Origin of the sequence: Candidatus Sulfurimonas baltica (assembly GCF_015265455.1) — a bacterium.
GTDB classification, from domain to species: Bacteria; Campylobacterota; Campylobacteria; order Campylobacterales; family Sulfurimonadaceae; genus Sulfurimonas; species Sulfurimonas baltica.
In genome coordinates this window covers 1,149,970-1,175,147 of sequence record NZ_CP054492.1, presented here as the reverse complement: position 1 = coordinate 1,175,147, position 25,178 = coordinate 1,149,970, and the positions used below count along the sequence as shown (strand labels likewise).

Below are 25,178 nucleotides of genomic sequence, written 5' to 3'. Positions count from 1 at the left end.
CATGTCACTTGTTGTGTTTATAATACTAAATTACGCAAGGAGTTTATTATGGTACTAAAACAATTAAAAGAAATCATTACTAAAAGTGCACGTAAACATCAATATTTATCATGGCAAAAAAGTGGATACTTTTACTCTCCATTTATTTCAAAATTTGCAACTATTGATAAACATGAGTACAACGCCTCATACTATGGTGTATACAACTTAGTTTCTAATCCAAAAATTTACTATATTACAGTGCTTAGTTTTTACAATGGAAACTATATGCTTAAATGTGGAGATGCATGGCTTGAAGGCACTTTAACTGATAATACTGTAGATAAACTCATCAGGATGACTCTTAGTAAAAATAATGAAAATAATAATACAAACAAGTTGACTCCTCAACTACTAAAAAAGAGCTATAACACAGTGCCAAAAAGTACAGACTGTAACTTTGATCAAAATCATTACGAATATGCAACAGAGGTATGTGCTCATGTCTCTAACTTTCTCAATGACTTGCCTGAAGATATTTTTGACAATTTATATATGCATTATAATCAAGGTCTTAATGGTATAAACATCACTATACTAAATGTAAATAACGATTTACAGATGAAGTTTGATAGATATGCATTTAAAAAACATATACTATTAGAAGGAGATAAAGGTAGCGGTAAAACATATGCTGCTACTATGTGGGGAAAAGAGAAAAATATTACACAACTTTTTGTTGGTGGTCATGAACAATTTGAATCTATAGATTTTTTAGGACATTATATACAGCAAAAAAGTGGTGAGCTTATTTGGAAAGATGGTTCACTTAGTGAAGCTTTTCGTAAAGCAAAAGTTGGCGAAAAAACCATTCTTATATTAGATGAAATACTAAGAATACCAAAAAGAGAGTTAAATCTTCTCATCTCAGCGCTATCTCCAATAGATGGAAAATATGTTTTAAGAACTGGAAGAGCTATAAGCTCAAAAGATGATATAGCTATAGAAGAAGTAATATACGCACCAACAGAAAATTTATGGGTAATTGGAACAACAAACATTGGTGCCAATTATGCAGTGGAGTCGATGGATGAAGCATTAATAGATAGATTTAAACCTATTAGAAAAGATACTACAAAAGAAGAGATGAGAGCTATACTTTTACAAACAGCAAAGAAGAGAAAAATCTCTCTTATACATGTTGATAAATTAGTAGATTTTTATTCAAAAATGAACCGACTTTATCTTACAAAAATAATAAATAAAATAGTTAATATTCGCCATCTAAACGAAGCTTTAGAACTGGCAACTAACCATTCTGAGATACAAATCATATTAGAAGATTCTATACTACTATGGGTTGAGCGTGATTATGATGGCTATCCAAACAAAGAGCAGATAAGTGCTGTTGAAACTGTAATGAGGACTATTTATGACTATGAATAAACAAGAAATAGCAAAATACGCCAATCAACTTTACGTTGAGATGCAAATAAACGAAATGCTACCAATAGAAGAGTATGAAATATTTGTGAAACCTTATTACAACACTGCTAATTGGAGGTTTTATGAAGGAAAACATCAAATTGTTATTGGAACAGAAATATTTGAGCATTCTAAAATTTGTGATACAACTCAACAAAAAGTAAAATATTTAAGCGCGTTTTTATATCATGAACTAGCTCACAGCATATGGACAGATAAAGATTTAAATAAGGTAGATAGTATTTTAAAAAAAGAAGATTTTTCATTTGATATTTTTAATCTTTTTGAAGATGCAAGAATAGAAGAAAAAATGAGAAAACATACTAAAAAATCATTTAACTGGATAGAATTTGAATCTCTGAATAAACCAATTAATCCATTGGAAATATTTTTTTATATACTCCAATGTGAGCATAAAAAAAGTGATCTAGAAAATATAAAGAATATTATTCCTGTACATATATTTAGTATGGTATTTGACTATTATAAAAATGTTTTAGCATGTGATTCGTCAGATCAAATTATTGAAATTATGAAAAACTGGTATAAAAGCTTTCCAAATACACCTAAGCATATAAACTCTTTAAACAAAAATGGCTATCTTTTTAGTGAAGAAGTAAAAACTTTTAATAATACAGAAAAATTTGATGAGCTGATAGAGGGATTGTCTAATGTACTAAGCACAGCTGGGCACAACAGTCAAAAAAACAGAGATGATAAAGCTAATATCAATAGCATGAAGTCAACAGGATCACTACTTTACGATGAACCAGTTGCTGTGCCATTTGACATAAAACAAAGAGATATTTTACTAAGTAAAATGGAGAAACTTTTTTTTACACGCTCTAGAAATCAAGCTACTAATATACCATCAAAAAGGCTAAATATTAAACGCTTAACATTTGGTAATGAAAAAAAATTTAGAAGAAAAGTTGCACCAGATGCTTATAAGAAAAAAATAACAATTATTCTAGACTTATCTGGGTCCATGTCCTTGATTATAGAAAATATGAGGCTTCTTATAGATGTTCTTGATAAAATGGCTGCTAAAAATATAATTGATGCAACTTTGATTTTAACTGAAACTTATAGTTATGAAATACTCCCTATGCCACTCAAAAATGGCACGATAGAACATCTAGTGCCCGCTTACGGAGGAGAAGGTATGCATAATTGTATGTCAAGCAATATAGACCTACTCTCTTCAAGTGACTTTGTATGGATTTTAACAGATGGGTATATAGATGAAAAGCCTCTAAATAAAGAGTATTTTCATAAGTATAATATTATAACGCATGCTATGTATATTGGTGACATTAGCGTTAAAGAAGAGATGGGAAAATCTTTTGACTATGTTGTCTGTGAAGAAAATGTTACAAACTTAGCTAATATGATTTTTGGTATGATTAAGTAGTTAGGTATTAATACGAAGGAATACAATGACACATAAATTACTACGCGAACTAGATGAAGAGTATAAACAAAAACGGGCTACAGTTATTGCAAATAATTACAACGATATAGTTGGTGAGGTACATGAGTTTTTCCAAATGAATGTAATAAATCAGTTTATAAAAATAGATGTAATAGAGATAACAAAATTTGATTATATGACAAATTTAGACACAGAGGGTGATAAGCACTTATGGGTAAATTTCTTATGTGAAAATAATTTACTTAACAAATTTAAAGTTGTTATTAACTCAGGTAGTAATTATTGTCAATTTAACACTGAAAAGTATGCATTAAATGAGATAAATTTCAGTGTAAAATCAATTGAAATATTTTCAAGATTATGCTTAGGTGTATTTCGACGTGGTTATGATAAACCGGAGCAAGCATAAACTCCAATATTTCCTCTTTTCAATTGAAATAATAATCAATTCCTAGCAGGAGTAAGGTAAGAGGCAGTAAAAATACAACTGGGACTAAAAACACTCCACTAAAACACCCATCACCTTTTCTACGGCAATTTATTTCCTGCATAATAAAAAAAAGTATTATAAGTGCAGTAAGTCCTATCAGTATCATTCCTGCATAAAAGAGTACGTCAAGTAAATAAAGTACATAAATAAATAATGACAATTTTAAAAGTTCGAAAAATAGGTCTAAAAGTGATTCAAATAAAGCACCCAAAGTGTATCTCCTTTTTTTTCCTTAGTATAACTAAAAATGCGACTGAATTAAAATAAGTCTAGTTTATTTTGACATTACATTCATCTAATATTTTTAATATGATAATAAATTGAACACATCTTTATGCCCTTTAACAGTAGCATGAGTATATGCTGTATTCCCATAATTATCAGTGGCTTTTATATTTGCACCATGATCAAGAAGTAATTCAATTATTTCTTTGTGTCCATTACTAGCAGCTGTAATCAACGCTGTTTTCCCATTATTGTCAGTGGATTCTATATTCGCACCTTTGCTAAGAAGTAATTCAACTATTTCTTTGCGTTCATAAAAAACATCAACAACAAAAATTAATGCTGTTTTCCCATCATTATCAGCTGCTTCTATATCTGCACCTTTACTAAGAAGAAACATAACTATTTCTTTGTCTTCACTAAAAGCAGCAGCAAGGATTAATGCTGTCCTTCCATTATTATCAGCTGCTTCTATATTTGCACTTTTACTAAGAAGAAACTCAATTCTCTCTTTGCGTTCACCAAGAGCAGCATAAATTAATGCTGTCTTTCCATCATCATCAGCTGATTCTATATTTGCGCCCTGCGCAAGAAGTAATTCAACTGTTTCTTTATTTCCATCATTAGCAGCAACAATTAATGCTATTTTTTTATCATTAGAAGTTTCCATAGTAATCCTCATTTTTTATCTGCATATTTTTGCAATGCACTGACTTGAACAATATTATAATTCAACATCGGCTCTTTAGTATCATAGATCTCTAAGGCTGTTAGCTTACCGCCATACACACACCCTGTATCTATACCAAATGAATAATTATCTATCTTTACCTTATCAAAAACTTCATGTCCATAAACAATAATTCCTTGATTTCCATCATACCATTCACTCCAAAATCTTGCATTCCATGCTGTTCGACCCAAGGCCAATGTTTTCTGATTTTCATCAAGAGTTCTTATGCGCAATAGTGCTTCTTGGTCTTTTTTATTTGCATTTTCAAGACTTATTTTATTTGTAATTCCTGCATGAAGAATAACCGTATTATCAATTTTGATAAAAAAAGGAGCTGCTTCTAAGTATGCCATATCTTCATCTGAAATATTTTCATAAATTGATAGTTTTTGCTCATTAAAAAGCATAGGATTTTTTTTACCCGTTTGCTTTGAGAGTTCATCATGCTTTTTGTATCGTATGTACTTATATTCATGATTTCCTAGAACTAAACCTATTTTTTCTTCTCTTACAAAAGTAATCACCTCATTTGAAAAAGGTCCTCTATCTAAAAGATCTCCTACTATAATTTCGGTGTCTTCATTAGTTATTTTAAGTTCTTCACGAAGAGTTTTAAATTCATCTAAACAACCATGAATATCACCATATATTATTGTTCTCATTTTTCTTCTTCAATTAATAGTGGATTTATCATTGCTAAAAAGTCATCTCTGGCCTGCGCATTTGCACTAGCAACTATATAACCCTTGTGGTGAATCGGATCTATTTCTACTCCATCTAAATCAGTCACAAAACCACCACTGTTGTTTATAATAAGACAAGCTGCAGATAAGTCCCAAGCATTAGAGTATGAATTGAAATAAGCTATATAGTTGCTAAATGCACCCTTTGCGACCATGCACATAGAGTAAGTGATAGAACCGCCTATTGATGTAAGTTTTTTCACCTTGTCCTCTTTAAAAAGTTGGTTTAAACTTTTCACAATCGGGTGTTCACGTTCAGGTTTAAAATTTACAACTGCAACAGTAAGATTGTTTCTTAAGGGCAATGTTAACATACCTATATAAGATTTGGCACCTTTTTCAGTTTGGAAAAACTCATTTGTAAAAGGGTTGTAAACAATACCAACAATAACTTCACCATTTTCAATTAAAGACAAGTTTATTGCAGATGTATTCTCATGTGTAATAAATGACCAAGTTCCATCAATAGGATCTATCGCCCAGTAAGGTTTAGTTGCATCAATCTCGTCACAATTCTCTTCACCCATAACTTGAATATCAAAACTATCTTTAAGTCGCTTAGTCATATAGTCTTGTATTTGTTGGTCTATATTGCTTATTGGAGACTCATCTGATTTAAACTCAAAACTAAAAGTATTTGTCTCTCTAGCTTCTCTTATTATTCGTCCTGCTTCCTCAACGATTTGTTTTGCTATGATTAAATATATATTTCTCATGTGTTACTCCTCTTGTTTATTGTTATAAGTTTATAGTAGTGTTGTGACAACTTATGTCATTAATGATACTGATTATATATACATTTTTAATAATTAAGCAACCGATATTATTTTATTTTCCTTGACTTTAACTAATTCATTTTGTAATAATCTGTCTTTTTCTTCTAACATGTAGTGATATTTAGTTTCTTTTGTTTGTGTATTAACAATAATCATTCGCTTATATCCATCTGGTCGAAAATATATCCAACCTAAAGGCAGTGGATTTTTTCCTAAATTTTGCCATTTAATTTGAGCTAATACTTTCTCTTTCTCATCTATAAACATTGGTTTTGCTAACGACTTTTTATTCTTATATTCATATTCAAAAGTATCTAGTGAATTCTCTCTATGGTTGGCATACTCATAATTATGTAATATATTTCCTAAAAATTCATTACATGTTGTTTTTCCTAATTTATTTTCAAGCTGCTCTATATTTTGCATACTTGCGATTAACTCAACTTTCATCTCACGGAAAAGGTCTATATGAGGAAGATTTCTTTTACTTACACTTCTTTGAAACTCATCTATAAACAGTGTGATTGGCTTGTCATTATTGCGGAGCAAAAGTCTATTATATAATATATTTATAATTGATGAAGTAAGATTCTCATCATATGTTTCTGCATGTAAAATTACAATTTTTCCATCTTCTAACAATTCTTTTAACTCATATTTACCATCTAGCCCATTTTGAGAAAAAAGATAAATAAGACTACGAAGAGTAAATAAAACAGCTCCTGAGCCAGAAGAAGGAGAGTCTTGATCAATATCTTTATAAAAATCATTGATTTTTTCTAATGTGCTTTCAAATTCCTTAGAAAATTGTCTTATGAGATAAATATCATATTCGCTTACTCCATGATCAACAAGTTCTAAAATTTTCTCAAGATCCAAGGAATATCTTATAATTGTACAATCAAGTATAAACTCGTTAAGAGAAGAGAAACTTGATACAATCATACTTATAGATTTAGGCTCAAAACGGTACTTGAAATTTAAATCATTTTTGTTTTTGAGCAATAATTCTAAATTTTTAGCAATTGCAAATATATCATATATTTGTCCTGCTAAATTTAGTGCTGATGTTATCCAAAATTTATCCCCTTCTTTTCCATTTATCTCACTTAATGTGTTTAAAAAAAGGGATCTTGATATATTTTCAAATACATTTATTTTTTCGCCCCATGGTACACCTATCTCTATTACATCGTTAAGCCTACCATATTTGGATGCTATAGCTTTAACATGTGAATGCAAGCTCCCTTTGATATCAACAATAAACATCCCATAATTTTCTTGAATTCTACTAGATATATTTGGCAACATAAAAGAAGTTGTTTTCCCGCATCCTGTTTCGCCAATACATAGAGCATGCCTGAAATCATTTAGCACAATTGGTGTTGCTTCAGGAATGTTCTCTTTTATAAATCCTGCCATAATTCATCCTTTAAATAAGTCTTATGAAGGAATTGTATAAAACCTAAACGTCAGGATGTGTCATTTCAAAATTTTTAAGAAAATTCACATATTCATCTAATTCTTTTTGATTTATATTAATATCTTTTCAGGCTTATCCAAGTTGTTATTTATTGCATATCTAAAAGCCTCATCTTTATTTTCAAAATAGTATTTACTGAAAACTCCGGCATCAATCATCCACTTTTTATGTTTTGTTTTAATGGTTATATCATTTGCTTCTTCTTGATTAATCTTTGTAATTTCACTTTCACGCTGTGTATCATATTCAGCTGTATCACTTGAAGAAGAACCGAATAGTTCTTTAATTGTTATAATTAAAGCTATGGGATATATAATCAATCCCACTACTGCCAATAGAGACGCTCTAATTTGATGTATGAAACCATCACTTTTTTTATCAGTAAAAAATATGCTTATTCTCATACCATATTCTTTTAGGCTTGCTTCATAGCTACTGTTAAATAAAACAGACCCCGCTATCCCAATTAATGCATTTAAGGCTATTATTATTGTAATCAGCACTCCTAAAAATATGAATAAAGCAAACTCACTATCTTTGTATTTTAATAAAACCAAGATACCTATACCTAATAATATCATTCTATATATACTACTCTGAACACCTCTAACCATACTTATTGTTTTCATTCTCTTCTCCTTATATAAGATTATCACTATTTATTCCAAACGAGTTTATAATGATTATTAACACTTTACTGTATTTTATCAGTTTTTTTAACAGTTTGGCACATTATGTATTCTAAAAGTATAAAAAACTTCATGTGCAACATAAACGTGAACAAGAAAAAATTATATAAACTTTATACGTCAGGATGTGTCACTTCAAAGTTCTTACAAAAAACACCTGCTATATATTATACTTCTTATTTAGTATTATTTATTTTTATATATTTCCAAACACCAAATAAACTTATTAATATCCAAAAAAATTCAATAATAAATGATGATATATTCCAATTGAACATCAATGAGTATAAAATCAACAATGAACCAAATACATTTAATAAAGAGTAAGACAGTGATGTAGATTGTACTTTTTCAAGTTGAAGTAAAAAATATGTAACCAATACAATAAACACACCAAATATTCCTAAATAATCATAGTAAAATAGATTTTCCATTATACTTTTGTGATATCTTTTAATTCATATCTCTCAATCATATGTTTTAAAATACCTACTAAATAACTTTGATTATGGTTGTCTAATTCAAGGTAATAATTTAAGCTTTGATTGGGAAACCATTGCACTGCTTTTGTTTGGGTTTCACACTCCACATCATATAAAACCACTTCATTTATAAAGTGAAATTGACTTTCAGGTATAAAACAAAATTCTACTTGTCCTTCTTTATATGCACTCTTGTGTTTTTTAATGTATTCATTTAATCTACCTGTTATTAATTTAGATTTTGGTACAAAGTAAATGTATTTTTTACCATTTAAAAGATTGTCATGCACAGCTTTAACTAATTCTTCATCTATATTACTATCATTTGATATACCTACATCATTTGAAAGATCAGGAGTAACTACCCATACACTGCTTGCTGATGATTCCCAAATTGCTAATGTTTTTTCATTTATAATACTTCCAAGTCCATTGGCTTTTATAAAATCTTCTAAAATACCTATTTTACCTATAAAATTTTCCTCAAGCTTTTGATTTGAATAAAGCGAGTGTATCCAAACTGACATGAGTGCTATAAATGTTGTAATTGATGCTCCTATTAAAAGGTTTAATCCACCCAGTACTTCTTGTAAATATCCAATATAAAATGCTATGGCGAAAGTTAACACCGTTGCCAAACTTTGGAAAGATGGACTTTTAAAAAATTTCATTATCTTATTTTCTTCCATTATTTTTTATCCTTTATTATAAAAAAGTTATCTATTTAATATTTTAACTAGATATTATAGCGATTTTTGCAAGCTAGTTATACAGCTTTGCAATAACACCGGGTATCATAGTGTGAAAGCATACTAAGTAAAAGTTATTGAAATGAAAACTATTTATATATTTATAAATTTATATAGAAATCACTATATCACGACACAACCTGTCATTATAACATTTTATAATTTCTGTAAACAAAAATACAGGAGTAGAAGAATGAAGAAGACTAACACAAAACTAAATAAGAGTATTACTTCAATACTAGTTGCATCATTACTGTCAATAGCATTTACAGGTTGTGGTGATAAAACACCAGAACCTCAATTAACTAAGTTAGATGAGCGTTGTCATATAGACAGTGTATTGGCTCCGGAATGGGTTTGTGGTAATTCAAAAATTGAAGGGACTATGACTGCTGTTGGCTCAGCACAGTTCAGTAAACTATGGGAAGGTTTCTCTCGTCGTGAGGCTATATCAAATTCTCGCTCAAACTTAGCCCATCAGATAAAGACTGTAGTCAAAGATAAAGTAGAAACATTTACACGTTCTACTGGCATAGGTGAAGCCGAAGTTGCTGACAAAGTATCTACACAAGTATCTAAGCAGGTTGCAAAAGTCACATTAAATGGATCTAAGCAGATGAAATACTGGCAAAGTCCCAAAACAAAGGATATTTACGTACTTATTGGTGTTGCTCAAAGCAGCATAAATGACGTAGTAAAAAAACAAGTATTATCAAGCTATAAAAATGATGATTCGTTGTGGCAACAATTTCAATCTAAACATGCACTTGAGAATCTTGAAAAGGAATTTCCCACAAATTAGTTTTGTAAATTCACTTAATAGTAAATAATGTATTTGCATTAAACACCTACTAAGTGAATCTCATATACTATAACAAAATTTTATCTTAAGGACCTATATAATGAAATTAATATCAATTATTTTATTTTTATGCTTAAACGTTTTTGCTATTGAAAAACCACATGATCTTCTTGACTCAATATCGGATCATGCTATTCGTATTGGAAACGGAAATTCAAATAAGATTTATATTTTTGTTGATCCAATGTGCCCTTATTCAAAAAAGCTTATTACTAAAATCAGTGAGGATAAAATGCTGCAATTGATGAATAGTTATTACATTTTTTTGTATCGTCTCCCTAAGTTTGAATCTGATAAGCTAACACAGCATATTTATCAATCTGATGATAAAAAAGCTTGTCTTGAAAATGTAATGGTTAATAATAAACAGATTAATTTAGATAACATTCAAATAAGTACAGATAAGCAAAAAATTATTGATAAAATCGCAACAGTTGGTAAAAAGTTAAATATGGTTCACAGACCATACATGATGGTATTTGAAGAAGGCTCAAACTATTGTAGGGTCTCTGAAGGAAGTGCCCCATGTATGGAAGAGTTTGATTTTGAATAGGTTGCTTTTATTTATTAGCTAAATTAGTTTTTATTTCCTCACTGCTTTTCTTTCTAAATTTAATCTAAATAGAACAGTACAAGGGTCATTGGGTTCCTCTTTCTCCAGAAAAAGAGTTTAGTAGAGCAAAATTTTACCTTCACTACCCATCAGCAACTTTAACACCATTTTTCCAAACACCACAACTTTCACTTGAAAAAGATTTGTCCTCATAAATACATCAAGCCTTAAACATACCAGCATTCAAGAAAATAATAAATTTTTTCTCAAACAAAGTTCATTTACTATTCAAATATACTTTGTATATACTTCTCAGGATACAATTGAGATAGTATATTTTCTATAGATCTTGGGGCACTTCCATCTATTATCATTTTTATCCCAATAACAATACATGTCAATTCTCGCTCATACTCAAACAAAAAATCAGGATCAGTAAAACCTTTGTTTTGTGCTTCTACTAAGCCTTCTTCAATAATGACTTGTGAACGCTTAATCTTATAATACATTCCTATTTTTTGTAATAATTCTCTTAATATTTCGTTTGTTTCATATACACTATTTGAAGCAAGAATATGTAGACCATCTTTTCGAGCGTGAGTAGCATAATTTACTAGCTTAGCTACTAAATCACTTGGATTTTCTAAACCAGCCTCATTATAAGTACCATTTATAATTTCATTAAAATTATTAATTTCTTCTAGCAATTCACCTCTTGTATTTAGCAATTTTTTTGGAAGACTAGCTATAGAAAACTTATCTTTAAAATGCTTATAATAAGTCTCAATAATATCCGTTGTTGCATCTATTTTTTGAGATAATAATTGAGAACCTTCCCCGTGCATCGTACTTATTACAGATACACGAATCATATTTAACTCTCTATTGAGATTAGATAAGTAATCAGTTTGTTTTCCTGAGCGTTGATGTACTTTGTTTAGCCATTCTTGCGCTAAAATTGCAAATTCTTGTATATATTCTGATTCCATTCCATCTATGGCCATTGTATATAGTCTTTTTATAAATGGATTTTCTTCTTCGCTAATTCTGGTCTCTATAGACAATATACCATCCGCAGGAACATTCTTAGCAATATCTATGAGTTTTACCTTAAGTACATCATATGATTCTAACTCATAAGAATAAAGAGCATTGTTCGTTTTTGTGTCTGTTGACGTCTCATTAGATTGATTTTTTTCTAATATCAGTTTTTTCTCTGCATCACTAAGATTATTAAATTCAAACAACTCCTTAGTTAGTTTAAGATAGCTTCTTTGTATTTGTGCCATTTCAAAAAGTTCTTTTATATCAAATGCACTATAAGAAACAAAGTTAATAGCTTTATCAGAAAACCAATCCTCTTTATCTACTTGAACTTCCAAATCTGCACCAGCTTCTAAAAGTAAAGAAACAATATCTTTATGTCCATATTTTGAAGCCATCATAAGAGCTGTATATCCAGACTCATTTTGCATATCTATATTGGCTTCCATTTCTAGAAACTGCTTTACTTTTTTCATGTCTCCATTTGCTGATGCATGAATAATATCGTCTGCTTCTTTTGCTACACAATCATCTTGTATAGATTCATCAGAGGATGTAGTATAATCATCATCTTCACCTAACCACTTTTCACCACTAAGTAGTTTATTAATTTCATCATTACTTAATACTATTGCCATAGTATTCCTTTTTAATTAATTTAAATTAAACCAACTTTACTAAAGTGGTATGACAGCTTGTGTCAACTATATTAATCTTTTTTATATATTAAGACTTATTCTATTACAATTAGCTCTAATAATATATAAAAAAGGGAAAGAAAGATATGAAATCAAAAAACTATAAGAAACTAATCTATTCTGTAACATTATTCATAATTGGTATTTGGTTTGGTGCTTGGTTTATTGCTGATTATAGAGATCTGACACACCAGCCTGTTGGCGATGTGTTTGATAGTTTAAGTGCATTGTTTGGTGGGCTTGCATTTGGAGGGGTTATTCTAACAATTAAAATGCAACTAGACGAGCTAGAAGAGACAAGAGAAGAACTTGCTAAAACTGCAGAAGCAAACTATGCAATGGCGAATGAATCAAAAGAAAAAGCCATATTAGAATTGTATCAAACCTACTGCAGTGAAAACTTTCAAACAATTAAGACATCTTCATTTAAAATTATTATATCCGCTATACAAAGTAAGTCATATAGTGACTTTATGATAAGTAGATTTTTTGTTGTGTCAACAAAAAAATTAACAGAAGATATAGCCAAAGAACTGCCAATTTATAAGGATGAATTGGCTATAAGCTTTGATGATTTTGTAGGTAAAGAACAATTTGATAGATTTAGACTAGATGAGTTGATAAATTTTTTCATTTTATTATCTAATAAAAAATCTTCTAAAGATGTCATTAAAAATTGCGATTTCTTTTATGATTGGTGGAGACCACTTTTTTGGTTTATTTCAGAACTACAAATTGAACATTATAATGAAAGTGAAAACGAAAATATTAGAAAATATTCTAAACCACCATATTTAAGGAATGTTGTACTATTACTAGACAATATATATGAGCACAAACCATTTCAAACACAAAAAGAAATTTGGCAGTATATTCTAAGTCACCCTAAAGTACAATCATATAACATTGACAAGAAATATAATGAATATATAAAATAGCTAAAACTAGTATAAACAAAAAGGATTAAAATGATAAATTTTTTAGAAGAAACTAGTATCATAGACTACTCAAATAAAGAAATACAAAAGTTAGCAACTAATCTGTCAAAAAACTGCAAAACAGCTACTGAAATAGCAAAAAATTGCTTTGAATATGTTAGAGATAATATAAATCATTCCGGAGATTTTAAAGACGATATAACTACATGTAAAGCAAGTGATGTATTAAAACATAAAACTGGCTGGTGTTATGCAAAAAGTCATTTACTTGCTTCTTTGCTAAGAGCGAATAATATCCCTACTGGATTTTGTTATCAACGATTAAGTTGTTCAGAATATAAAAAAGACATCTATTGTCTTCATGGGTTAAATGCAATTTACTTAAAAGACTATGGCTGGTATAAAGTAGATGCAAGAGGAAATAAAGAAGGTGTTAATGAACAATTTAATCCTCCAGTTGAAAAGCTAGCATTTGAATTAGGGGAAAATGAATTTGATTTACCAGATATGTACTCAGAACCATTAGAAGTAGTTGTTAAAACATTAGAAAGATTTAAAACATATGATGAGATGATAAATAATTTTCCTAACATTTAGCATTATACGAAGGATTAATATGAACTTAGATGAAGAATTAGAATTTGAAAGAAAGTCTGCTGATTTAAAGATACTATTTTTAGAGACAGCAATTAAAAAAAGAAATATATTAGAAGTGGTAGAGTTATATGAACTTAATGAGGCTCAAATAAAAATTTACCTAAAGTTTGCAGAAAAAGTAGCAGAAGAGCGGAAAGTATATAATGAGTATATAAATGAGATAGACTTTAAGGCGGTTATAGATATGTATCCAAGATTAGAGAAGTATGTTGATTTAAGCGTAAAACAAATAATAAGATATATTCAGAACCATTAGAAGTAGTTATTAAAACATTAGAAAGATTTAAAACATATGATGAGATGATAAATTATTTTCCTAACATTGAGCATTATACGAAGGATTAATATGAACTTAGATGAAGAATTGGAATTTGAACGGAAATCTTCTGATTTAAAGATACTATTTTTAGGGACAGCCGTTAAAAGTAGAGATATATTAGACGAAGAAGATTTATATGGTCTTAATGAGGCTCAAATAAAAATTTACCTGAATTTTGCAGAAAAAATAGCAGAAGAGAGGAAAGTATATAATGAGTACATAAAAGAGATTGACTTTAAGGCAGTTATAGATATGTATCCAAGATTAGAGAAGTATGTTAGTTTAAGCGTAAAACAAACAGTAAGATATATTCAGAGTAATGAGAAATAAAAACGGTAGTAAGGGCGGGACCGTTCATAATTCCGTGTCAATCGGGTAAAATTATATTTACTCAAGGAATGACACATGAAAATAGAAATCGATGTAGAGCAATTTGCTCGTGATATAAAAGCTGGTAAAAGTATTGGCGGTTCAGATGGAGCATTAGGTTCGCTCATCAAACAACTCACAGAAGCCGCTCTTGCGGCTGAGATAGATTCTCACCTCTCGCAAGACCTCAATAGAAACCGTAAGAACGGCTACAACTCAAAAACTATGAAGAGTGATCATGGAACATTTGAGCTAGATGTTCCAAGGGACCGCAACGGTAGCTTTGAGCCTGAAATTGTTAAGAAAAATCAAACGAGTATGACAGGTGAAATTGAAGAGAAAATACTTTCACTCTTTGCACTTGGCAACAGCTATTCCCAGATAGCTAAACACATAGAGGATTTTTACTGTGTAGGTTTCTCTAAAGCCACCATAAGCGCTGTAACAGATAAAATAATACCTATGCTTCAGGAATGGAAAACTAGACCTTTAGAGACTGTTTATCCATTCATATTTTTAGATGCCATCCATTACAAAGTAAAAGAAGACGGTCGTTATATCTCAAAAGCATTTTATACAGTTCTTGGTATCAGAGTTGATGGAAAGAAAGAGATACTTGGTTTATACCTCAATGAAAGTGAAGGCGCTAAGTTCTGGCTGCAAGTGTTGACCGACTTGAGTAACCGTGGAGTCAAAGACATACTCATCGCATCCGTAGATGGACTTAAAGGCTTCCCTGAAGCCATCAATTCTGTATTTCAAGATACTCAGGTTCAACTCTGCATAGTGCATCAAATACGCAACAGTCTGAAATATGTGGGCTCGGCTTATCAAAAACAATTTGCAAAAGAACTAAAAGCGGTTTATCAAGCTTTCACAAAAGAAGAAGCAGAATTTGAGCTTGATAAACTTGAAGAAAAATGGGGTAAAAAGTATCCTATCGTTTTTCAATCCATCTCTGTGCTTTATCTTAGCAACGACGTCTCCCCATGCTTTTACTATTATTTCCATCTATTGACTCCCCCTACCACTTAATAATTTTTTTGTCTTCATTAAACAGCACGGCAATCTCTTCTATTCTATCTATACCTTTGATAATGTCAAGAAATCCTTGGAACGATATCTGACCAGTTTTTTCAAATCTTGCATATTTTCCAAAGCTCATACCAATATGCTCGGCAAAAAGCTCTTGCGTCTTAAATCTTTTTTTTCGAATCACTTTTACTTTTAATGCTAGAGATTTAACAATCTCTGCTGATGTCATAAACTCATAATTATTTTTTAATTGATTATTCATTATTCTTCTTTTTCGTGCATATATTTCTGAATTATATCATATTAACAATAAATAGGAATAATAAGCACGATTTCATATAAATCTTCAAATCTATATTTATTTTTTAAAATGATCTTTGAATGCTTGAGAAACCTGCTCAAGAGCCTTAAGAATTTCTGAATTAATTGGATTATTTTGTTCAAAACTAACACCGGTACCATCTTTTTTAATCAAGTAAACTACCCCTTCTTCAATAGCCACCTTTTTGATTACAACCCAATTATCATTAAAAAGTGCGAAGATATCAATCTGATCTATTCTATTGATAATTTTATGTTCAGGATCTACATAATCTAATTTAAAACCTTTAATTAATATGTCACTATTTTCCATTATCTTCTCCTTATTTTGAAAAGTCATATCTTGCCTTAACACTTGCACTTGTTACTATATAGCCTTTGTGATTAATAGGGTCATCTCAACCCATCTAAATTGGCTACAAGCCTATCACTATTTTTATAATCAAACAAGTTGCAAATAAGGCTAGTAACTTCCCTTTAATTTTTTAAATGTTTTTTCTACTATTAATGCTATTGTTCCGACAATTAAACCTACAAGTAAGTCTGGAAGTATACTTGGCAATGCATGAAGCATATCATGTAATTGATGAACATTGTGAAGAAATATTCCGCCAGCGACCAGAAGCATAGCTATTGTTCCAATAAATGTTAAAAATTTGATTATTTTTGGAAGCCCTTGAACTAAAAGCTCTCCAACTTTTCCAAGCAACTTATTTTTCTCATCTGATATCTCAATTAACTTGAATCCAAAGTCATCCATCCTAACCAACAGAGCCACTACACCATATACACCTATAGTTGCCAATATCGCCACAACAGTAACTGATATTATCTGAACAGGCAAAGTTTGTTTTATAACTGATCCAAGCGCTATTATTATAATTTCTATAGAAAGGATAAAGTCTGTTAAGATTGCTGACTTTATTTTGCTAGCTTCAACTTTCAAAATCTCTTCTTCAGAGAGTACTTCCCTACTCTTTTTAACATGTATATGTGGGTAAAAATATTCATGTATCTTTTCAACACCTTCATAAGCCAAATACACTCCACCTAACATTAAAATAGGCACTATAATCCATGGAACAAAGGCACTCAGCAAAAAAGCAAGAGGTAAAATTATAAGTTTATTTTTAAAAGAACCTTTTGTTATTGCCCATAAAACAGGAAGCTCCCTTGAAGCGCAAAACCCTGATGCCTTTTGCGCACTTACAGCAAGATCATCACTCAATATACCTACTGTTTTTTTTGTTGCTACTTTACTCATTGTAGCTGCATCATCTAGTAAAATAGCAATATCATTAAATACCGCAAAAAAGCCACTAGCCATCTAGTATATTTCCTTATTAATATTATTTTTTTATATATTATAGCAATTTTTTATAAGCTTGCTGTGTTTGAAATAATGAATCTATAATATACCTTCAATAAGTTAAAGTGATGATGTATCTTATTCGTTGTGACAGCCACCCATATTAAAATTGTAAATATGGGTATGAAGAAATAGTAAAAGTAAGTATTCACTATTGTTTAGCTTCTTAATCTATATCTTCTTTTTGTTTCAAAGCTCTTGCAACCATATCTATCATTGGAGCAACGCCTGACATTAACTGTGACGAATCATTATAAAAACTTAGATTTGCACCATTAAACATGCGAGAAACAGAATCAGCAATTTGAGGCACCTGCTCAAGAGGCAGCATATCTTTGCGTATTTTATTTTGTTCTATTTCTTCGACGAGCATTGATTTTGCTTTTAGCAGATTCATCTTCGCTTTGAACTCATATACATCTATCATCTTCGTCATAACCAACATATCCTGCTCTGCTTCAAATATCTTATGCGGTGTAACTAATGCTATATCCTTTTGTTTATGCTCACGCTCAAGATTTTTACGTTCCAACTCAATGTTCATACGCTCCTTCTGATTTTCAAACTCCTCTTTTTTAAGTCGGAGTTCTGAAGCTGAACTTTCTCGCTCAATTGCCTCTTCGGTTTTAATATCAGAAAGTTCACTATTTGCTCTTAGCTGATTACGAACTTCAGCCTCAAGCTGTTTTCGTATCTCATCTTCTACAATAAACACCTGTGCTACCTGAACCACATTAATAGCAATTCCCCATGTTTGTGCGATTACACTTAGTTCGTTGACAATAGCATCAGTAAGTGTAGTTTTACGCTCGTCTATACATGCATCCATATCCATATGAGAAACTTTATCACGAAGTTCACCAAGTGACACATTTGCTATAAGATTGTTGATGTCTGTAAGACCTTTGTTCTCAGAAAAATCAAAACGTTGTGCGACTATCTCTGGATTTTCTACATGATAGATAACAATACCTTTAAAACGAAGGGGAATGCCATCCTTAGACTCTTGTGTCATAGCAAACTGTGCCTCAATCTGAGTACTTGGTATCATTATAAACGATTGACCGGGCCATATCATTGCACTTCTTGCAACACCTAAATTTTTAATTTTACCTGATTTGGCAACTACAAGATACTCGTTTGGTTTAGCTTTTACAAATTCCATTGGGAACCTCCATGTTTGTTATTAAGAAAGTATAGGAAGCTACAATGACAGGTTATGTCGTGATTATTTAGTACATTTTTTCAGATTGATATAAGAGGGTGCTATTTTATGATTTTTTATTATACAAAAAATAGTTTTATTCCCATATGGAAGTATAGTAAATATTGCCACAGCTATAACCCAGTTTAATAGATCAATAAATAATAGCATTCGGAAAAGAACCTATAACTTTACATCCGTGTTTAACTATTATAGTTACTATTTGTTACACTACATGCAAAAAAATAGCCCATATAAATCCAACGTTAAAAAAATAAATTCATTATGTTAAAATTTTCTTTTAATTAGTTCTACATAGACTTATGCTAAAAAGGTGAAATATATATGATTAATAAAATGCTAAATGATGGGATAAGTAAAGTAGCCATAGCGCAAGGAACCTTCTTTCTCTTACTTACTCCAATGTACTTGTGGATGGTCTATTATAAGACAGTGTATGATACAGATTTAGGAGGTTTATTGGTTCTTTCTACTATACTGCTTATTGTTTATTTTCCATTTCAGGTAATACTTTCACAAAATAAGCAAGAGCTTAGCATACATAGTTTACTTGACAATGAAGATGCACGACGCTACCTCAATATACTATTTACTTCTGTAGGTATATTTGTAGCTGGTGGAGTCCTCTCGGTTTTTTTTACACATATGAAAGGTAATATTTTTTTTCTAATAATTGGATTTAGTATATATGCTTCGTGGTTATATTTAAGTCATAATATATTTCTTATTTGGATGAAGAGTGACTTAGCGAATTTTGTAAAGATCGCGGCTATGCTTCTTCTTATTATTGGACTTTTTATAGCAAGTAGTATTTTAGATATACGCGAAGAGTTTGGTTTTAGTTATATTATTGCCTTTATTAGCGTCTTCGTCCAAGCAATATTTACCTTGATATTAATTATGCCATCTATTGCTATATCTGTATTCAGACTTGTATTTAATTCTAAACCTAGTTCGGATAGTAGTAATAATAGTAATGTAACTTTGATGCCACTTCTTTTTACACCAGGAGGCTTATTTATGTTTTTTATGTTTTTTATGTTTTTTATGGATTGGTTCTCAAATTACATAAATAGTTTCAACTCTCATACAGTAGCACTACTTTTAACTGTAAGTATGATAGGGATAAGTAGTTTAGGGACTTACTTTCAGTTGCGAGTATTTGCAGGTACATTTTTTTACACTCACATTAAAAAAATAAGCCTTGTGCTACTTGCTCTTTTTTATGGCATTATGATTATCAATATGAATATTGTCAATACAATAGATAACACTAGTAAAAAGATTCAAATAATACAGGCAAATGTAAGTAACTTTAACAAGACTGTACAGCCCAAGTGATGTTAATCGACACCAAAGTCTCACGATTTGTTTTTATAATTCATGCAAGGCACAAATCAAATTTGACACTTTTTGCTTTTTTTGTAACAATCGCTCTATGATAATGACAATAATATACTACAACGATAAAACAGGTGGATTTGCAAAACTTCTTGTGGATATACCAGATAAAGAGGAATATTACTATTATGACAGTAAATCACCTCCAGTTGAAGATATGCTAGACTCTGCTATAAACGAAGTGTCACAATATGGAGGAGAGATAGATTTTCCAATAGAGCTTATTTCAGGTGTCAATGATTATGATGAACTAGACATCTTTCTCAAAGCATCATTTTGTAAAAAAGATAGAGAATTTTTAAAGACATGCTTATTTCTTGCAATGCCAATTGCAACAACAAAATCTTATAAAAACATCAAAACAAAAGAAACATATTTTTCGCAAGCACTAGGAATAAATGCTCTTCTACTAGTTAGAGAAAAAGTAGATGGCAAATATGAAGGATCACACCTAAGCTATATAGAGTTAGAAAATGGCTTTTTAGAGATTGATGGGCTTGAATAATTATTCTTTAGAGGTTGGTATTAAACCTACAACTTCCATATCAAAAGCTTCTGCAATTTTACAAAGATGTAATAAGTTATAACTTACATCATGTTTTCTAGTTTCAATTTTATCAATGAAAATATTAGGTTCAAATTTTAGTCAGGTGGAGTATCGGAAATAGCACTTCTTGGTGGAGCAATGACTTTAGCGGAAGTTGTTCAGTTTGCGAGGGATGGCAAAAGTCCTACGGGAACATTGATTAAAAAAACAAAAGACCGTGGTTTAAAATTAAGAGACTTTTTTACCGGAGCCGAAAAACAATCCCCAGATAAAACCAATAGCCATGACACAGATAATCTAATAAAAGATAACGACAGCACCAATAAGAAATCCTTTAAGTCTAGCGATTTAGGAGAGAAATCCCATTCTAAGAATAGTGTATCAAAAAATTCAAAATCAAGCAAGAACGGTTGAATATAAAGACACTAGCAATTTATACTTGACTCGTTCTGGAATATTAAATAACATATAGTAAATCTGCTAAAGGAGACTACATGTTAGTTATTACAATTATAGGATTTATTGTTGCGATTATCACAGTCTACTCATTAGTACTATGGGTTAATGAATATAGCGTAAAGAGATATAGATATGAGTTTTTTAACTTCTCAAACTATTTGGCTACTGCTATAGGGTATGGGATGATATATTTTGGTGAGGGGTGGTATAGAGAAGCTCTAGCAAACAACCAAGATATTTTAAATGGACAAGTACTGATTGTAATAGGATTTTTACTGGTAGTTTTAGTTATCTATTCCAACATAAAAAACACATCATTTATATTTGGAGTAGTAATGACTGTTATACAGCTCGCTCTTTATGCTGTGCTTGCCGTAGTTGGTTTTTATGTACTTTTAGCTGCAATGGCATTTTTTTCACAGACTAAGCCTGTATACAGTATCAACAGGTAGGTGGTTCAAAATGATTTTACAGTTTTTGATTTTTTTGGTAGCATATAAAAAGTTTACAGAGATGAGGGAGATATTATGAAAAAAGACACTAAACAAGACATATATAATAAGATATTGATATTTGCTTCACTAGCAGTGATAATCCAAAGCATCTATTCAATATTTACTAGTAGTGGTCCTATAAACCAACATATTGGCTTTTTAATACTTTCATCTATTATATTTATATTGGGAGTAGCCATTGCTGCAACAAATAAATTGACTAAAAAAAGACAAGACCAAATAACAGAGGATATAAAAGAGGAGAAAAACAATGTTTGAGTATTTAAATCAAGGGTTTATAATAATGGCTTTATTGGTTATTGTTCCGGGCTCTTTTACGCTTATAATAATAAGTAAAAACAAAAAGAAAGATACAGAACGAAAAGTTATTAAAACATTTATGATGCTAGTCTTTATAGCACCTATATGGCATGCATACTATACATACCAAACAGCAGAAGACAATATTGGTTACTTCAAACAAAATAAGGAGTTGCATTGTGCAAGTCTGACGTCATCCTATAAAGTATCTAAAAATGATAATTGGCAACTTGATAAAAATTACTTTGTTAAAGACTCACTGATGATAAAAGCAAATCATTGTAAAATATTTTAGAAATGAGCAAAGGTAATATAATGCAGCTTGATTACTATTGCCAATTTGAACTTTTACCAGATGCAGATGGATGTGTAAATGTGTTGCTGTTTTTAGTGTTGGTTTTTGGGTTTATCCACATTGTTTTAATAAATAAAAAGTATAAGTTTATGTTAGATTATTTTATGGACAGATTTGGGAAGTACTTTTGACCAATGTAGCTCCAGCACTTATCTAGCGCAAGAGCATTTATTAAACTACTTGTAAATTTGATACAACGCTGGGTGAGCAAGAAACTTTTCTGGCCAAACTATCCATGATTCTTCATCTCTTTGATGAAACTTAGCCCCTAATTTTAGTGCTTTCTTTGTTAGTTTAACTTTTTTATCCTCAAAAATTATAAAATTACTATTCTCCAAAATATCAAGTAATTCCTTTCGATTAATTACTAAAACAGAAGCAAAACTGCTAACAGATAAAAATTTGTGTGGCGTTTTTAAATTCCTTTTGCGTGATAGTAAAATCTTACACCTTACTTTTAATTTTAACAAATTCATATACATCAAAAACACCTCAATACAATCTTCCATTTTAATATCCTGAACTAGCATGTCGTTCTTCTGGTTTTGGCATTAAATTACAACGAGCCAGTATTCTATTTAACTTGTGCACGATTTTTGCCGCATCATACTTAGAAAATTTGTACTCTTTTTCATTATACTGCATACTCAAATATACAATAGAATCATCTTTGCATTTATATACAATAAATTCAATCTCATAAACTTCATAAAGTTTGTCTAATACTAAAAAGTTTTTTTGGTACGATTGAAATATCTCTAAAAAATCTATACAAGGAATCCAATGCTCAAACACCAAGATATCATCAATTTTAATACCAGAAAAATGAATTTCTTTGCCAGTATGCTCAACAGCTGCATATATATTTTTTGCGATTAAATAATACATTTAGACATCCTCTTTCAGAAATTTATACACTTTTCGTATTGTTGTGTGAGACACTTCAAACCCATTGAATTTCTTTAAAAATATGACAACCGAATAAGGAGATAATCCCTGATTGTCAATCAGGTCTAACAGCAGGCTCTTTTTGTTAAGCAGCTGGTCTCTTTTTGGACTTTTCTTTTGATTTTTTATAGATGCGCCTCTAATTTTTTGAGAGCTATTAATGCCTTTTAAATTTTCGAATTTATTTTTTTGTGATTTAGCAATAAATAAATTATAAATTTTACTTACTGCTATTATATAAGCAGCTAAACTTATCAAAATTGCATCAACATCTACAAACTTTGCTTTTAGTGCAAAATACTCTTTTTTTTGCTGTTTATGAACCTCATATGCAACATCATTATTTTGACGGCACACCCAACGGCATGCCTTCTTCTGATTTTTTTCAGAAATTTTTGTATATTTAGTAATATCAGGCATCATAAAACCTTTATTTTGTTTGACACAATATATCTTGCAATCTCACTGATAGAATATTCAATAGTCGAATTTTTTGCATCCCCTGATTTTGAATATTCTAGATTAATAGATTGTTTACGCCACCTATCAATCGTGCTGAGACTCTTGTTCAAGGCCTTAGAGACCTGTTTTCTGCTTAAAACTAAACAAACAAATATAGCAAATAACCTGTCTTCCATTTCTTTTTTTTCATCCTTCATCACGTATCTCCATCTTTAATTAATTTTTATCAATTGGCGCCTTTTGATATCACAATTTTACTATTCATTTTTCATAAAAAGCCCGCATGAAATACATGTGAATAACTTAAAGTTATGTGAAAAAACTAACGAATGCTAAGGTGCATATTTACTGAATAATATGACATATTGTCATATTATTTATATTGTATTGTTTACTCAGCTAAAATAATCAAAAAGAATAAAGGACTTAAAATGAAAACTTGTAAATACCCAGAACTAATAAATTTAGAAATAGATTTAGATAAACAAATTGCTAATCTAATAGAAGGTATTAACTATTCAATTGTTAATCTCAATGTGAGAGAAAGCGCAAAAACAAATGACATGCTTTCAAGAGCTACAAAGCATTGTAAGTACTTGATTGAAAACATAGATTTTCAATTACAACACTTGTCAAATTTTGACACAAGAGAAATTTACTATGCTAAAATTATTTTGAACATGGAAAATAGAAATATTAAGGACCCTTTATTTGTAGCTACAAAAGATTTTCCATGGCTTGTTACGCTACCTGCATTTAAGGATTACTATCAAAAATATAAGCGCTGTAAAAAGCATTTATATAAAAAATTTGACTTAGTAATAGATGAACAAAAAAGACGAAGGGGGTACATAGATACAGAGTTAGATAACAGTATTAAAATTAAGATGTTGAAAACTAGCATTGATACAATCAAAAGTAAAATAAGTAAAATCAAGAAACATAAAAAATTGAAAACATCACTAGCCTACATGCTTGATGAAGATGTTGAAAACCTGTATGAAATTATAAAAAAAACTAATCTCAACTATACGAATACTTCACAAACAAGATATTTGATGTTTGAATATATAGTTTTAGCACCATTTAGAATTGATAGAAAAAAACAACATAAATTGTATAAACAGGCTAAAAAAGAGTTTATTATCCGAAAATTTGAAAATATAAGGCTATATGAGCATTTTCTTGAAGTTAATGAGCAAAATGCCCTACGATACATAGCAACTTTGTATCATGAATATTTAGCACTAGATTATGAAAAAATTCGAGAATTATTTATATATTTATTTTCTGATAATATGACAAAAACGACTAACATGTTAAATGATTTTTTTAATTACAGGGAACATAGTATACATGGTAGAAAAATAGATAGGAGAGAATTTTTACCAAACCCACCACCAGAATTTGAAATAATTTGTGATTTTTCTAGTAAATAATCATACTTAAGTGAAGAATAGTGAAAGTTGTAAAGTGGGCTTAATTAAATTTCATCGGACTATTATCGGACTCTACATTAAAAAAGAAAATAA

33 protein-coding genes and 1 pseudogene are annotated in these 25,178 nt (G+C 30.2%); 18 read left to right on the top strand and 16 right to left on the bottom strand.

The features are described 5' to 3' along the window. The first annotated feature begins 48 nt into the window (after positions 1–48). Genes HUE88_RS05990 through HUE88_RS05980 form a run of 3 tightly spaced genes read left to right on the top strand, consistent with a single transcriptional unit; the run spans position 49 to position 3,308 of the window. The gene (locus HUE88_RS05990) at positions 49–1,425 is read left to right on the top strand and encodes an AAA family ATPase (protein WP_194372071.1); all 1,377 of its coding nucleotides are present in this window, start codon (positions 49–51) and stop codon (positions 1,423–1,425) included. After that, a complete protein-coding gene (locus HUE88_RS05985; RefSeq protein WP_194372069.1) occupies positions 1,418–2,878 on the top strand; it encodes a hypothetical protein in 1,461 nt (486 codons plus the stop codon). Before HUE88_RS05990 ends, HUE88_RS05985 begins: the two co-directional genes overlap by 8 nt. A gap of 25 nt (positions 2,879–2,903) precedes the next feature. Further along, entirely contained in the window at positions 2,904–3,308 is a 405-nt protein-coding gene (locus tag HUE88_RS05980; RefSeq protein WP_194372067.1) for a hypothetical protein, read from the top strand. 385 nt (positions 3,309–3,693) lie between these two features. On the opposite strand, the gene HUE88_RS05975 is transcribed toward HUE88_RS05980, so the two are convergent. From HUE88_RS05975 to HUE88_RS05950, 7 genes are all read right to left on the bottom strand, one after another. Further along, positions 3,694–4,284 carry an ankyrin repeat domain-containing protein gene (locus HUE88_RS05975; protein WP_194372065.1) on the bottom strand — a complete coding sequence of 197 codons (591 nt, stop codon included), beginning with the start codon at positions 4,282–4,284 and terminating at the stop codon, positions 3,694–3,696. A gap of 8 nt (positions 4,285–4,292) precedes the next feature. Then, entirely contained in the window at positions 4,293–5,009 is a 717-nt protein-coding gene (locus HUE88_RS05970; protein ID WP_194372063.1) for a metallophosphoesterase, read from the bottom strand. Beyond that, positions 5,006–5,806, bottom strand: coding sequence for an inositol monophosphatase family protein (locus HUE88_RS05965; protein ID WP_194372061.1), 801 nt, complete (start codon positions 5,804–5,806; stop codon positions 5,006–5,008). The genes HUE88_RS05970 and HUE88_RS05965 overlap by 4 nt, the downstream gene beginning before the upstream one ends. Before the next feature lie 93 nt (positions 5,807–5,899). Further along, positions 5,900–7,288, bottom strand: a complete 1,389-nt coding sequence (locus HUE88_RS05960; RefSeq protein WP_194372059.1) for a TraM recognition domain-containing protein — start codon at positions 7,286–7,288, stop codon at positions 5,900–5,902. Between the two features lie 111 nt (positions 7,289–7,399). Then, a complete protein-coding gene (locus HUE88_RS05955) occupies positions 7,400–7,978 on the bottom strand; it encodes a hypothetical protein (protein ID WP_194372057.1) in 579 nt (192 codons plus the stop codon). A gap of 236 nt (positions 7,979–8,214) precedes the next feature. Further along, positions 8,215–8,472: a CBU_0592 family membrane protein gene (locus tag HUE88_RS14155; RefSeq protein ID WP_430733197.1), complete on the bottom strand. Its 258-nt coding sequence runs from the start codon at positions 8,470–8,472 to the stop codon at positions 8,215–8,217. Then, positions 8,472–9,209, bottom strand: a complete 738-nt coding sequence (locus tag HUE88_RS05950; RefSeq protein WP_194372055.1) for a hypothetical protein — start codon at positions 9,207–9,209, stop codon at positions 8,472–8,474. The genes HUE88_RS14155 and HUE88_RS05950 overlap by 1 nt, the downstream gene beginning before the upstream one ends. A gap of 253 nt (positions 9,210–9,462) precedes the next feature. Between HUE88_RS05950 and HUE88_RS05945 the strand changes: the two genes are divergently transcribed. Together HUE88_RS05945 and HUE88_RS05940 are read left to right on the top strand one after the other, a co-directional pair. Next, entirely contained in the window at positions 9,463–10,071 is a 609-nt protein-coding gene (locus tag HUE88_RS05945) for an LPP20 family lipoprotein (protein WP_194372053.1), read from the top strand. A 100-nt stretch (positions 10,072–10,171) separates the two neighbouring features. After that, positions 10,172–10,684, top strand: a complete 513-nt coding sequence (locus HUE88_RS05940; RefSeq protein WP_194372052.1) for a thioredoxin domain-containing protein — start codon at positions 10,172–10,174, stop codon at positions 10,682–10,684. Positions 10,685–10,968: 284 nt separating this feature from the next. On the opposite strand, the gene HUE88_RS05935 is transcribed toward HUE88_RS05940, so the two are convergent. Then, positions 10,969–12,366 (bottom strand): ankyrin repeat domain-containing protein, encoded by a 1,398-nt coding sequence (locus tag HUE88_RS05935; protein ID WP_194372051.1) that lies wholly within the window; start codon positions 12,364–12,366, stop codon positions 10,969–10,971. Positions 12,367–12,512: 146 nt separating this feature from the next. Between HUE88_RS05935 and HUE88_RS05930 the strand changes: the two genes are divergently transcribed. The 5 genes and pseudogenes from HUE88_RS05930 to HUE88_RS05910 all read left to right on the top strand — a co-directional run. Next, positions 12,513–13,364, top strand: a complete 852-nt coding sequence (locus HUE88_RS05930) for a hypothetical protein (RefSeq protein ID WP_194372050.1) — start codon at positions 12,513–12,515, stop codon at positions 13,362–13,364. A gap of 30 nt (positions 13,365–13,394) precedes the next feature. Then, a complete protein-coding gene (locus tag HUE88_RS05925; protein ID WP_194372049.1) occupies positions 13,395–13,961 on the top strand; it encodes a transglutaminase-like domain-containing protein in 567 nt (188 codons plus the stop codon). A 19-nt stretch (positions 13,962–13,980) separates the two neighbouring features. Then, entirely contained in the window at positions 13,981–14,277 is a 297-nt protein-coding gene (locus HUE88_RS05920) for a hypothetical protein (RefSeq protein WP_194372048.1), read from the top strand. Positions 14,278–14,367: 90 nt separating this feature from the next. Then, positions 14,368–14,670: a hypothetical protein gene (locus tag HUE88_RS05915; protein WP_194372047.1), complete on the top strand. Its 303-nt coding sequence runs from the start codon at positions 14,368–14,370 to the stop codon at positions 14,668–14,670. A gap of 75 nt (positions 14,671–14,745) precedes the next feature. Beyond that, positions 14,746–15,663: pseudogene (locus HUE88_RS05910) on the top strand (IS256 family transposase); the annotation flags it as partial. Between the two features lie 70 nt (positions 15,664–15,733). On the opposite strand, the gene HUE88_RS05905 reads toward HUE88_RS05910, so the two are convergent. The 4 genes from HUE88_RS05905 to HUE88_RS05890 all read right to left on the bottom strand — a co-directional run bounded on the left by HUE88_RS05905 (position 15,734) and on the right by HUE88_RS05890 (position 18,599). Next, positions 15,734–16,006 carry a hypothetical protein gene (locus HUE88_RS05905; protein ID WP_194372045.1) on the bottom strand — a complete coding sequence of 91 codons (273 nt, stop codon included), beginning with the start codon at positions 16,004–16,006 and terminating at the stop codon, positions 15,734–15,736. 96 nt (positions 16,007–16,102) lie between these two features. After that, positions 16,103–16,378, bottom strand: a complete 276-nt coding sequence (locus HUE88_RS05900; RefSeq protein ID WP_194372043.1) for a hypothetical protein — start codon at positions 16,376–16,378, stop codon at positions 16,103–16,105. 150 nt (positions 16,379–16,528) lie between these two features. After that, positions 16,529–17,392: a DUF808 domain-containing protein gene (locus tag HUE88_RS05895; protein ID WP_194372042.1), complete on the bottom strand. Its 864-nt coding sequence runs from the start codon at positions 17,390–17,392 to the stop codon at positions 16,529–16,531. A 208-nt stretch (positions 17,393–17,600) separates the two neighbouring features. Then, complete coding sequence (locus HUE88_RS05890) at positions 17,601–18,599, bottom strand: SPFH domain-containing protein (protein WP_194372040.1); 999 nt, start codon at positions 18,597–18,599, stop codon at positions 17,601–17,603. A gap of 384 nt (positions 18,600–18,983) precedes the next feature. Between HUE88_RS05890 and HUE88_RS05885 the strand changes: the two genes are divergently transcribed. The 7 genes from HUE88_RS05885 to HUE88_RS05855 all read left to right on the top strand — a co-directional run bounded on the left by HUE88_RS05885 (position 18,984) and on the right by HUE88_RS05855 (position 22,367). Then, positions 18,984–20,000, top strand: coding sequence for a hypothetical protein (locus HUE88_RS05885; protein WP_194372038.1), 1,017 nt, complete (start codon positions 18,984–18,986; stop codon positions 19,998–20,000). Between the two features lie 97 nt (positions 20,001–20,097). Continuing rightward, complete coding sequence (locus HUE88_RS05880; RefSeq protein WP_194372036.1) at positions 20,098–20,565, top strand: hypothetical protein; 468 nt, start codon at positions 20,098–20,100, stop codon at positions 20,563–20,565. A 180-nt stretch (positions 20,566–20,745) separates the two neighbouring features. Beyond that, positions 20,746–21,021: a hypothetical protein gene (locus HUE88_RS05875; protein WP_194372034.1), complete on the top strand. Its 276-nt coding sequence runs from the start codon at positions 20,746–20,748 to the stop codon at positions 21,019–21,021. An 80-nt stretch (positions 21,022–21,101) separates the two neighbouring features. Continuing rightward, positions 21,102–21,518, top strand: a complete 417-nt coding sequence (locus tag HUE88_RS05870; protein WP_194372032.1) for a hypothetical protein — start codon at positions 21,102–21,104, stop codon at positions 21,516–21,518. 75 nt (positions 21,519–21,593) lie between these two features. Beyond that, complete coding sequence (locus HUE88_RS05865) at positions 21,594–21,839, top strand: hypothetical protein (protein ID WP_194372030.1); 246 nt, start codon at positions 21,594–21,596, stop codon at positions 21,837–21,839. After that, positions 21,832–22,176: a hypothetical protein gene (locus tag HUE88_RS05860; RefSeq protein WP_194372028.1), complete on the top strand. Its 345-nt coding sequence runs from the start codon at positions 21,832–21,834 to the stop codon at positions 22,174–22,176. The genes HUE88_RS05865 and HUE88_RS05860 overlap by 8 nt, the downstream gene beginning before the upstream one ends. Before the next feature lie 2 nt (positions 22,177–22,178). Then, entirely contained in the window at positions 22,179–22,367 is a 189-nt protein-coding gene (locus HUE88_RS05855; protein WP_194372026.1) for a hypothetical protein, read from the top strand. A gap of 45 nt (positions 22,368–22,412) precedes the next feature. On the opposite strand, the gene HUE88_RS05850 is transcribed toward HUE88_RS05855, so the two are convergent. Genes HUE88_RS05850 through HUE88_RS05835 form a run of 4 tightly spaced genes read right to left on the bottom strand, consistent with a single transcriptional unit; the run spans position 22,413 to position 23,843 of the window. After that, positions 22,413–22,745 carry a hypothetical protein gene (locus HUE88_RS05850; RefSeq protein ID WP_194372024.1) on the bottom strand — a complete coding sequence of 111 codons (333 nt, stop codon included), beginning with the start codon at positions 22,743–22,745 and terminating at the stop codon, positions 22,413–22,415. A gap of 1 nt (position 22,746) precedes the next feature. Further along, positions 22,747–23,124 (bottom strand): hypothetical protein, encoded by a 378-nt coding sequence (locus HUE88_RS05845; RefSeq protein WP_194372022.1) that lies wholly within the window; start codon positions 23,122–23,124, stop codon positions 22,747–22,749. Next, positions 23,125–23,607 carry a hypothetical protein gene (locus tag HUE88_RS05840; RefSeq protein ID WP_194372021.1) on the bottom strand — a complete coding sequence of 161 codons (483 nt, stop codon included), beginning with the start codon at positions 23,605–23,607 and terminating at the stop codon, positions 23,125–23,127. Continuing rightward, positions 23,604–23,843: a helix-turn-helix domain-containing protein gene (locus HUE88_RS05835; RefSeq protein WP_194372019.1), complete on the bottom strand. Its 240-nt coding sequence runs from the start codon at positions 23,841–23,843 to the stop codon at positions 23,604–23,606. The genes HUE88_RS05840 and HUE88_RS05835 overlap by 4 nt, the downstream gene beginning before the upstream one ends. Before the next feature lie 234 nt (positions 23,844–24,077). Here HUE88_RS05835 and HUE88_RS05830 point away from each other — a divergent pair, with 234 nt between their 5' ends. Beyond that, complete coding sequence (locus HUE88_RS05830) at positions 24,078–25,085, top strand: hypothetical protein (RefSeq protein ID WP_194372017.1); 1,008 nt, start codon at positions 24,078–24,080, stop codon at positions 25,083–25,085. Positions 25,086–25,178: the final 93 nt, after the last annotated feature.

Bases quoted from the DNA above. Each gene is read 5' to 3' on its own strand.
- HUE88_RS05990 (WP_194372071.1), top strand. From the start codon at position 49: ATGGTACTAAAACAATTAAAAGAAATCATTACTAAAAGTGCACGTAAA.
- HUE88_RS05985 (WP_194372069.1), top strand. From the start codon at position 1,418: ATGAATAAACAAGAAATAGCAAAATACGCCAATCAACTTTACGTTGAG.
- HUE88_RS05980 (WP_194372067.1), top strand. From the start codon at position 2,904: ATGACACATAAATTACTACGCGAACTAGATGAAGAGTATAAACAAAAA.
- HUE88_RS05975 (WP_194372065.1), bottom strand. From the start codon at position 4,284: ATGGAAACTTCTAATGATAAAAAAATAGCATTAATTGTTGCTGCTAAT.
- HUE88_RS05970 (WP_194372063.1), bottom strand. From the start codon at position 5,009: ATGAGAACAATAATATATGGTGATATTCATGGTTGTTTAGATGAATTT.
- HUE88_RS05965 (WP_194372061.1), bottom strand. From the start codon at position 5,806: ATGAGAAATATATATTTAATCATAGCAAAACAAATCGTTGAGGAAGCA.
- HUE88_RS05960 (WP_194372059.1), bottom strand. From the start codon at position 7,288: ATGGCAGGATTTATAAAAGAGAACATTCCTGAAGCAACACCAATTGTG.
- HUE88_RS05955 (WP_194372057.1), bottom strand. From the start codon at position 7,978: ATGAAAACAATAAGTATGGTTAGAGGTGTTCAGAGTAGTATATATAGA.
- HUE88_RS14155 (WP_430733197.1), bottom strand. From the start codon at position 8,472: ATGGAAAATCTATTTTACTATGATTATTTAGGAATATTTGGTGTGTTT.
- HUE88_RS05950 (WP_194372055.1), bottom strand. From the start codon at position 9,209: ATGGAAGAAAATAAGATAATGAAATTTTTTAAAAGTCCATCTTTCCAA.
- HUE88_RS05945 (WP_194372053.1), top strand. From the start codon at position 9,463: ATGAAGAAGACTAACACAAAACTAAATAAGAGTATTACTTCAATACTA.
- HUE88_RS05940 (WP_194372052.1), top strand. From the start codon at position 10,172: ATGAAATTAATATCAATTATTTTATTTTTATGCTTAAACGTTTTTGCT.
- HUE88_RS05935 (WP_194372051.1), bottom strand. From the start codon at position 12,366: ATGGCAATAGTATTAAGTAATGATGAAATTAATAAACTACTTAGTGGT.
- HUE88_RS05930 (WP_194372050.1), top strand. From the start codon at position 12,513: ATGAAATCAAAAAACTATAAGAAACTAATCTATTCTGTAACATTATTC.
- HUE88_RS05925 (WP_194372049.1), top strand. From the start codon at position 13,395: ATGATAAATTTTTTAGAAGAAACTAGTATCATAGACTACTCAAATAAA.
- HUE88_RS05920 (WP_194372048.1), top strand. From the start codon at position 13,981: ATGAACTTAGATGAAGAATTAGAATTTGAAAGAAAGTCTGCTGATTTA.
- HUE88_RS05915 (WP_194372047.1), top strand. From the start codon at position 14,368: ATGAACTTAGATGAAGAATTGGAATTTGAACGGAAATCTTCTGATTTA.
- HUE88_RS05905 (WP_194372045.1), bottom strand. From the start codon at position 16,006: ATGAATAATCAATTAAAAAATAATTATGAGTTTATGACATCAGCAGAG.
- HUE88_RS05900 (WP_194372043.1), bottom strand. From the start codon at position 16,378: ATGGAAAATAGTGACATATTAATTAAAGGTTTTAAATTAGATTATGTA.
- HUE88_RS05895 (WP_194372042.1), bottom strand. From the start codon at position 17,392: ATGGCTAGTGGCTTTTTTGCGGTATTTAATGATATTGCTATTTTACTA.
- HUE88_RS05890 (WP_194372040.1), bottom strand. From the start codon at position 18,599: ATGGAATTTGTAAAAGCTAAACCAAACGAGTATCTTGTAGTTGCCAAA.
- HUE88_RS05885 (WP_194372038.1), top strand. From the start codon at position 18,984: ATGATTAATAAAATGCTAAATGATGGGATAAGTAAAGTAGCCATAGCG.
- HUE88_RS05880 (WP_194372036.1), top strand. From the start codon at position 20,098: ATGATAATGACAATAATATACTACAACGATAAAACAGGTGGATTTGCA.
- HUE88_RS05875 (WP_194372034.1), top strand. From the start codon at position 20,746: ATGACTTTAGCGGAAGTTGTTCAGTTTGCGAGGGATGGCAAAAGTCCT.
- HUE88_RS05870 (WP_194372032.1), top strand. From the start codon at position 21,102: ATGTTAGTTATTACAATTATAGGATTTATTGTTGCGATTATCACAGTC.
- HUE88_RS05865 (WP_194372030.1), top strand. From the start codon at position 21,594: ATGAAAAAAGACACTAAACAAGACATATATAATAAGATATTGATATTT.
- HUE88_RS05860 (WP_194372028.1), top strand. From the start codon at position 21,832: ATGTTTGAGTATTTAAATCAAGGGTTTATAATAATGGCTTTATTGGTT.
- HUE88_RS05855 (WP_194372026.1), top strand. From the start codon at position 22,179: ATGAGCAAAGGTAATATAATGCAGCTTGATTACTATTGCCAATTTGAA.
- HUE88_RS05850 (WP_194372024.1), bottom strand. From the start codon at position 22,745: ATGGAAGATTGTATTGAGGTGTTTTTGATGTATATGAATTTGTTAAAA.
- HUE88_RS05845 (WP_194372022.1), bottom strand. From the start codon at position 23,124: ATGTATTATTTAATCGCAAAAAATATATATGCAGCTGTTGAGCATACT.
- HUE88_RS05840 (WP_194372021.1), bottom strand. From the start codon at position 23,607: ATGATGCCTGATATTACTAAATATACAAAAATTTCTGAAAAAAATCAG.
- HUE88_RS05835 (WP_194372019.1), bottom strand. From the start codon at position 23,843: ATGAAGGATGAAAAAAAAGAAATGGAAGACAGGTTATTTGCTATATTT.
- HUE88_RS05830 (WP_194372017.1), top strand. From the start codon at position 24,078: ATGAAAACTTGTAAATACCCAGAACTAATAAATTTAGAAATAGATTTA.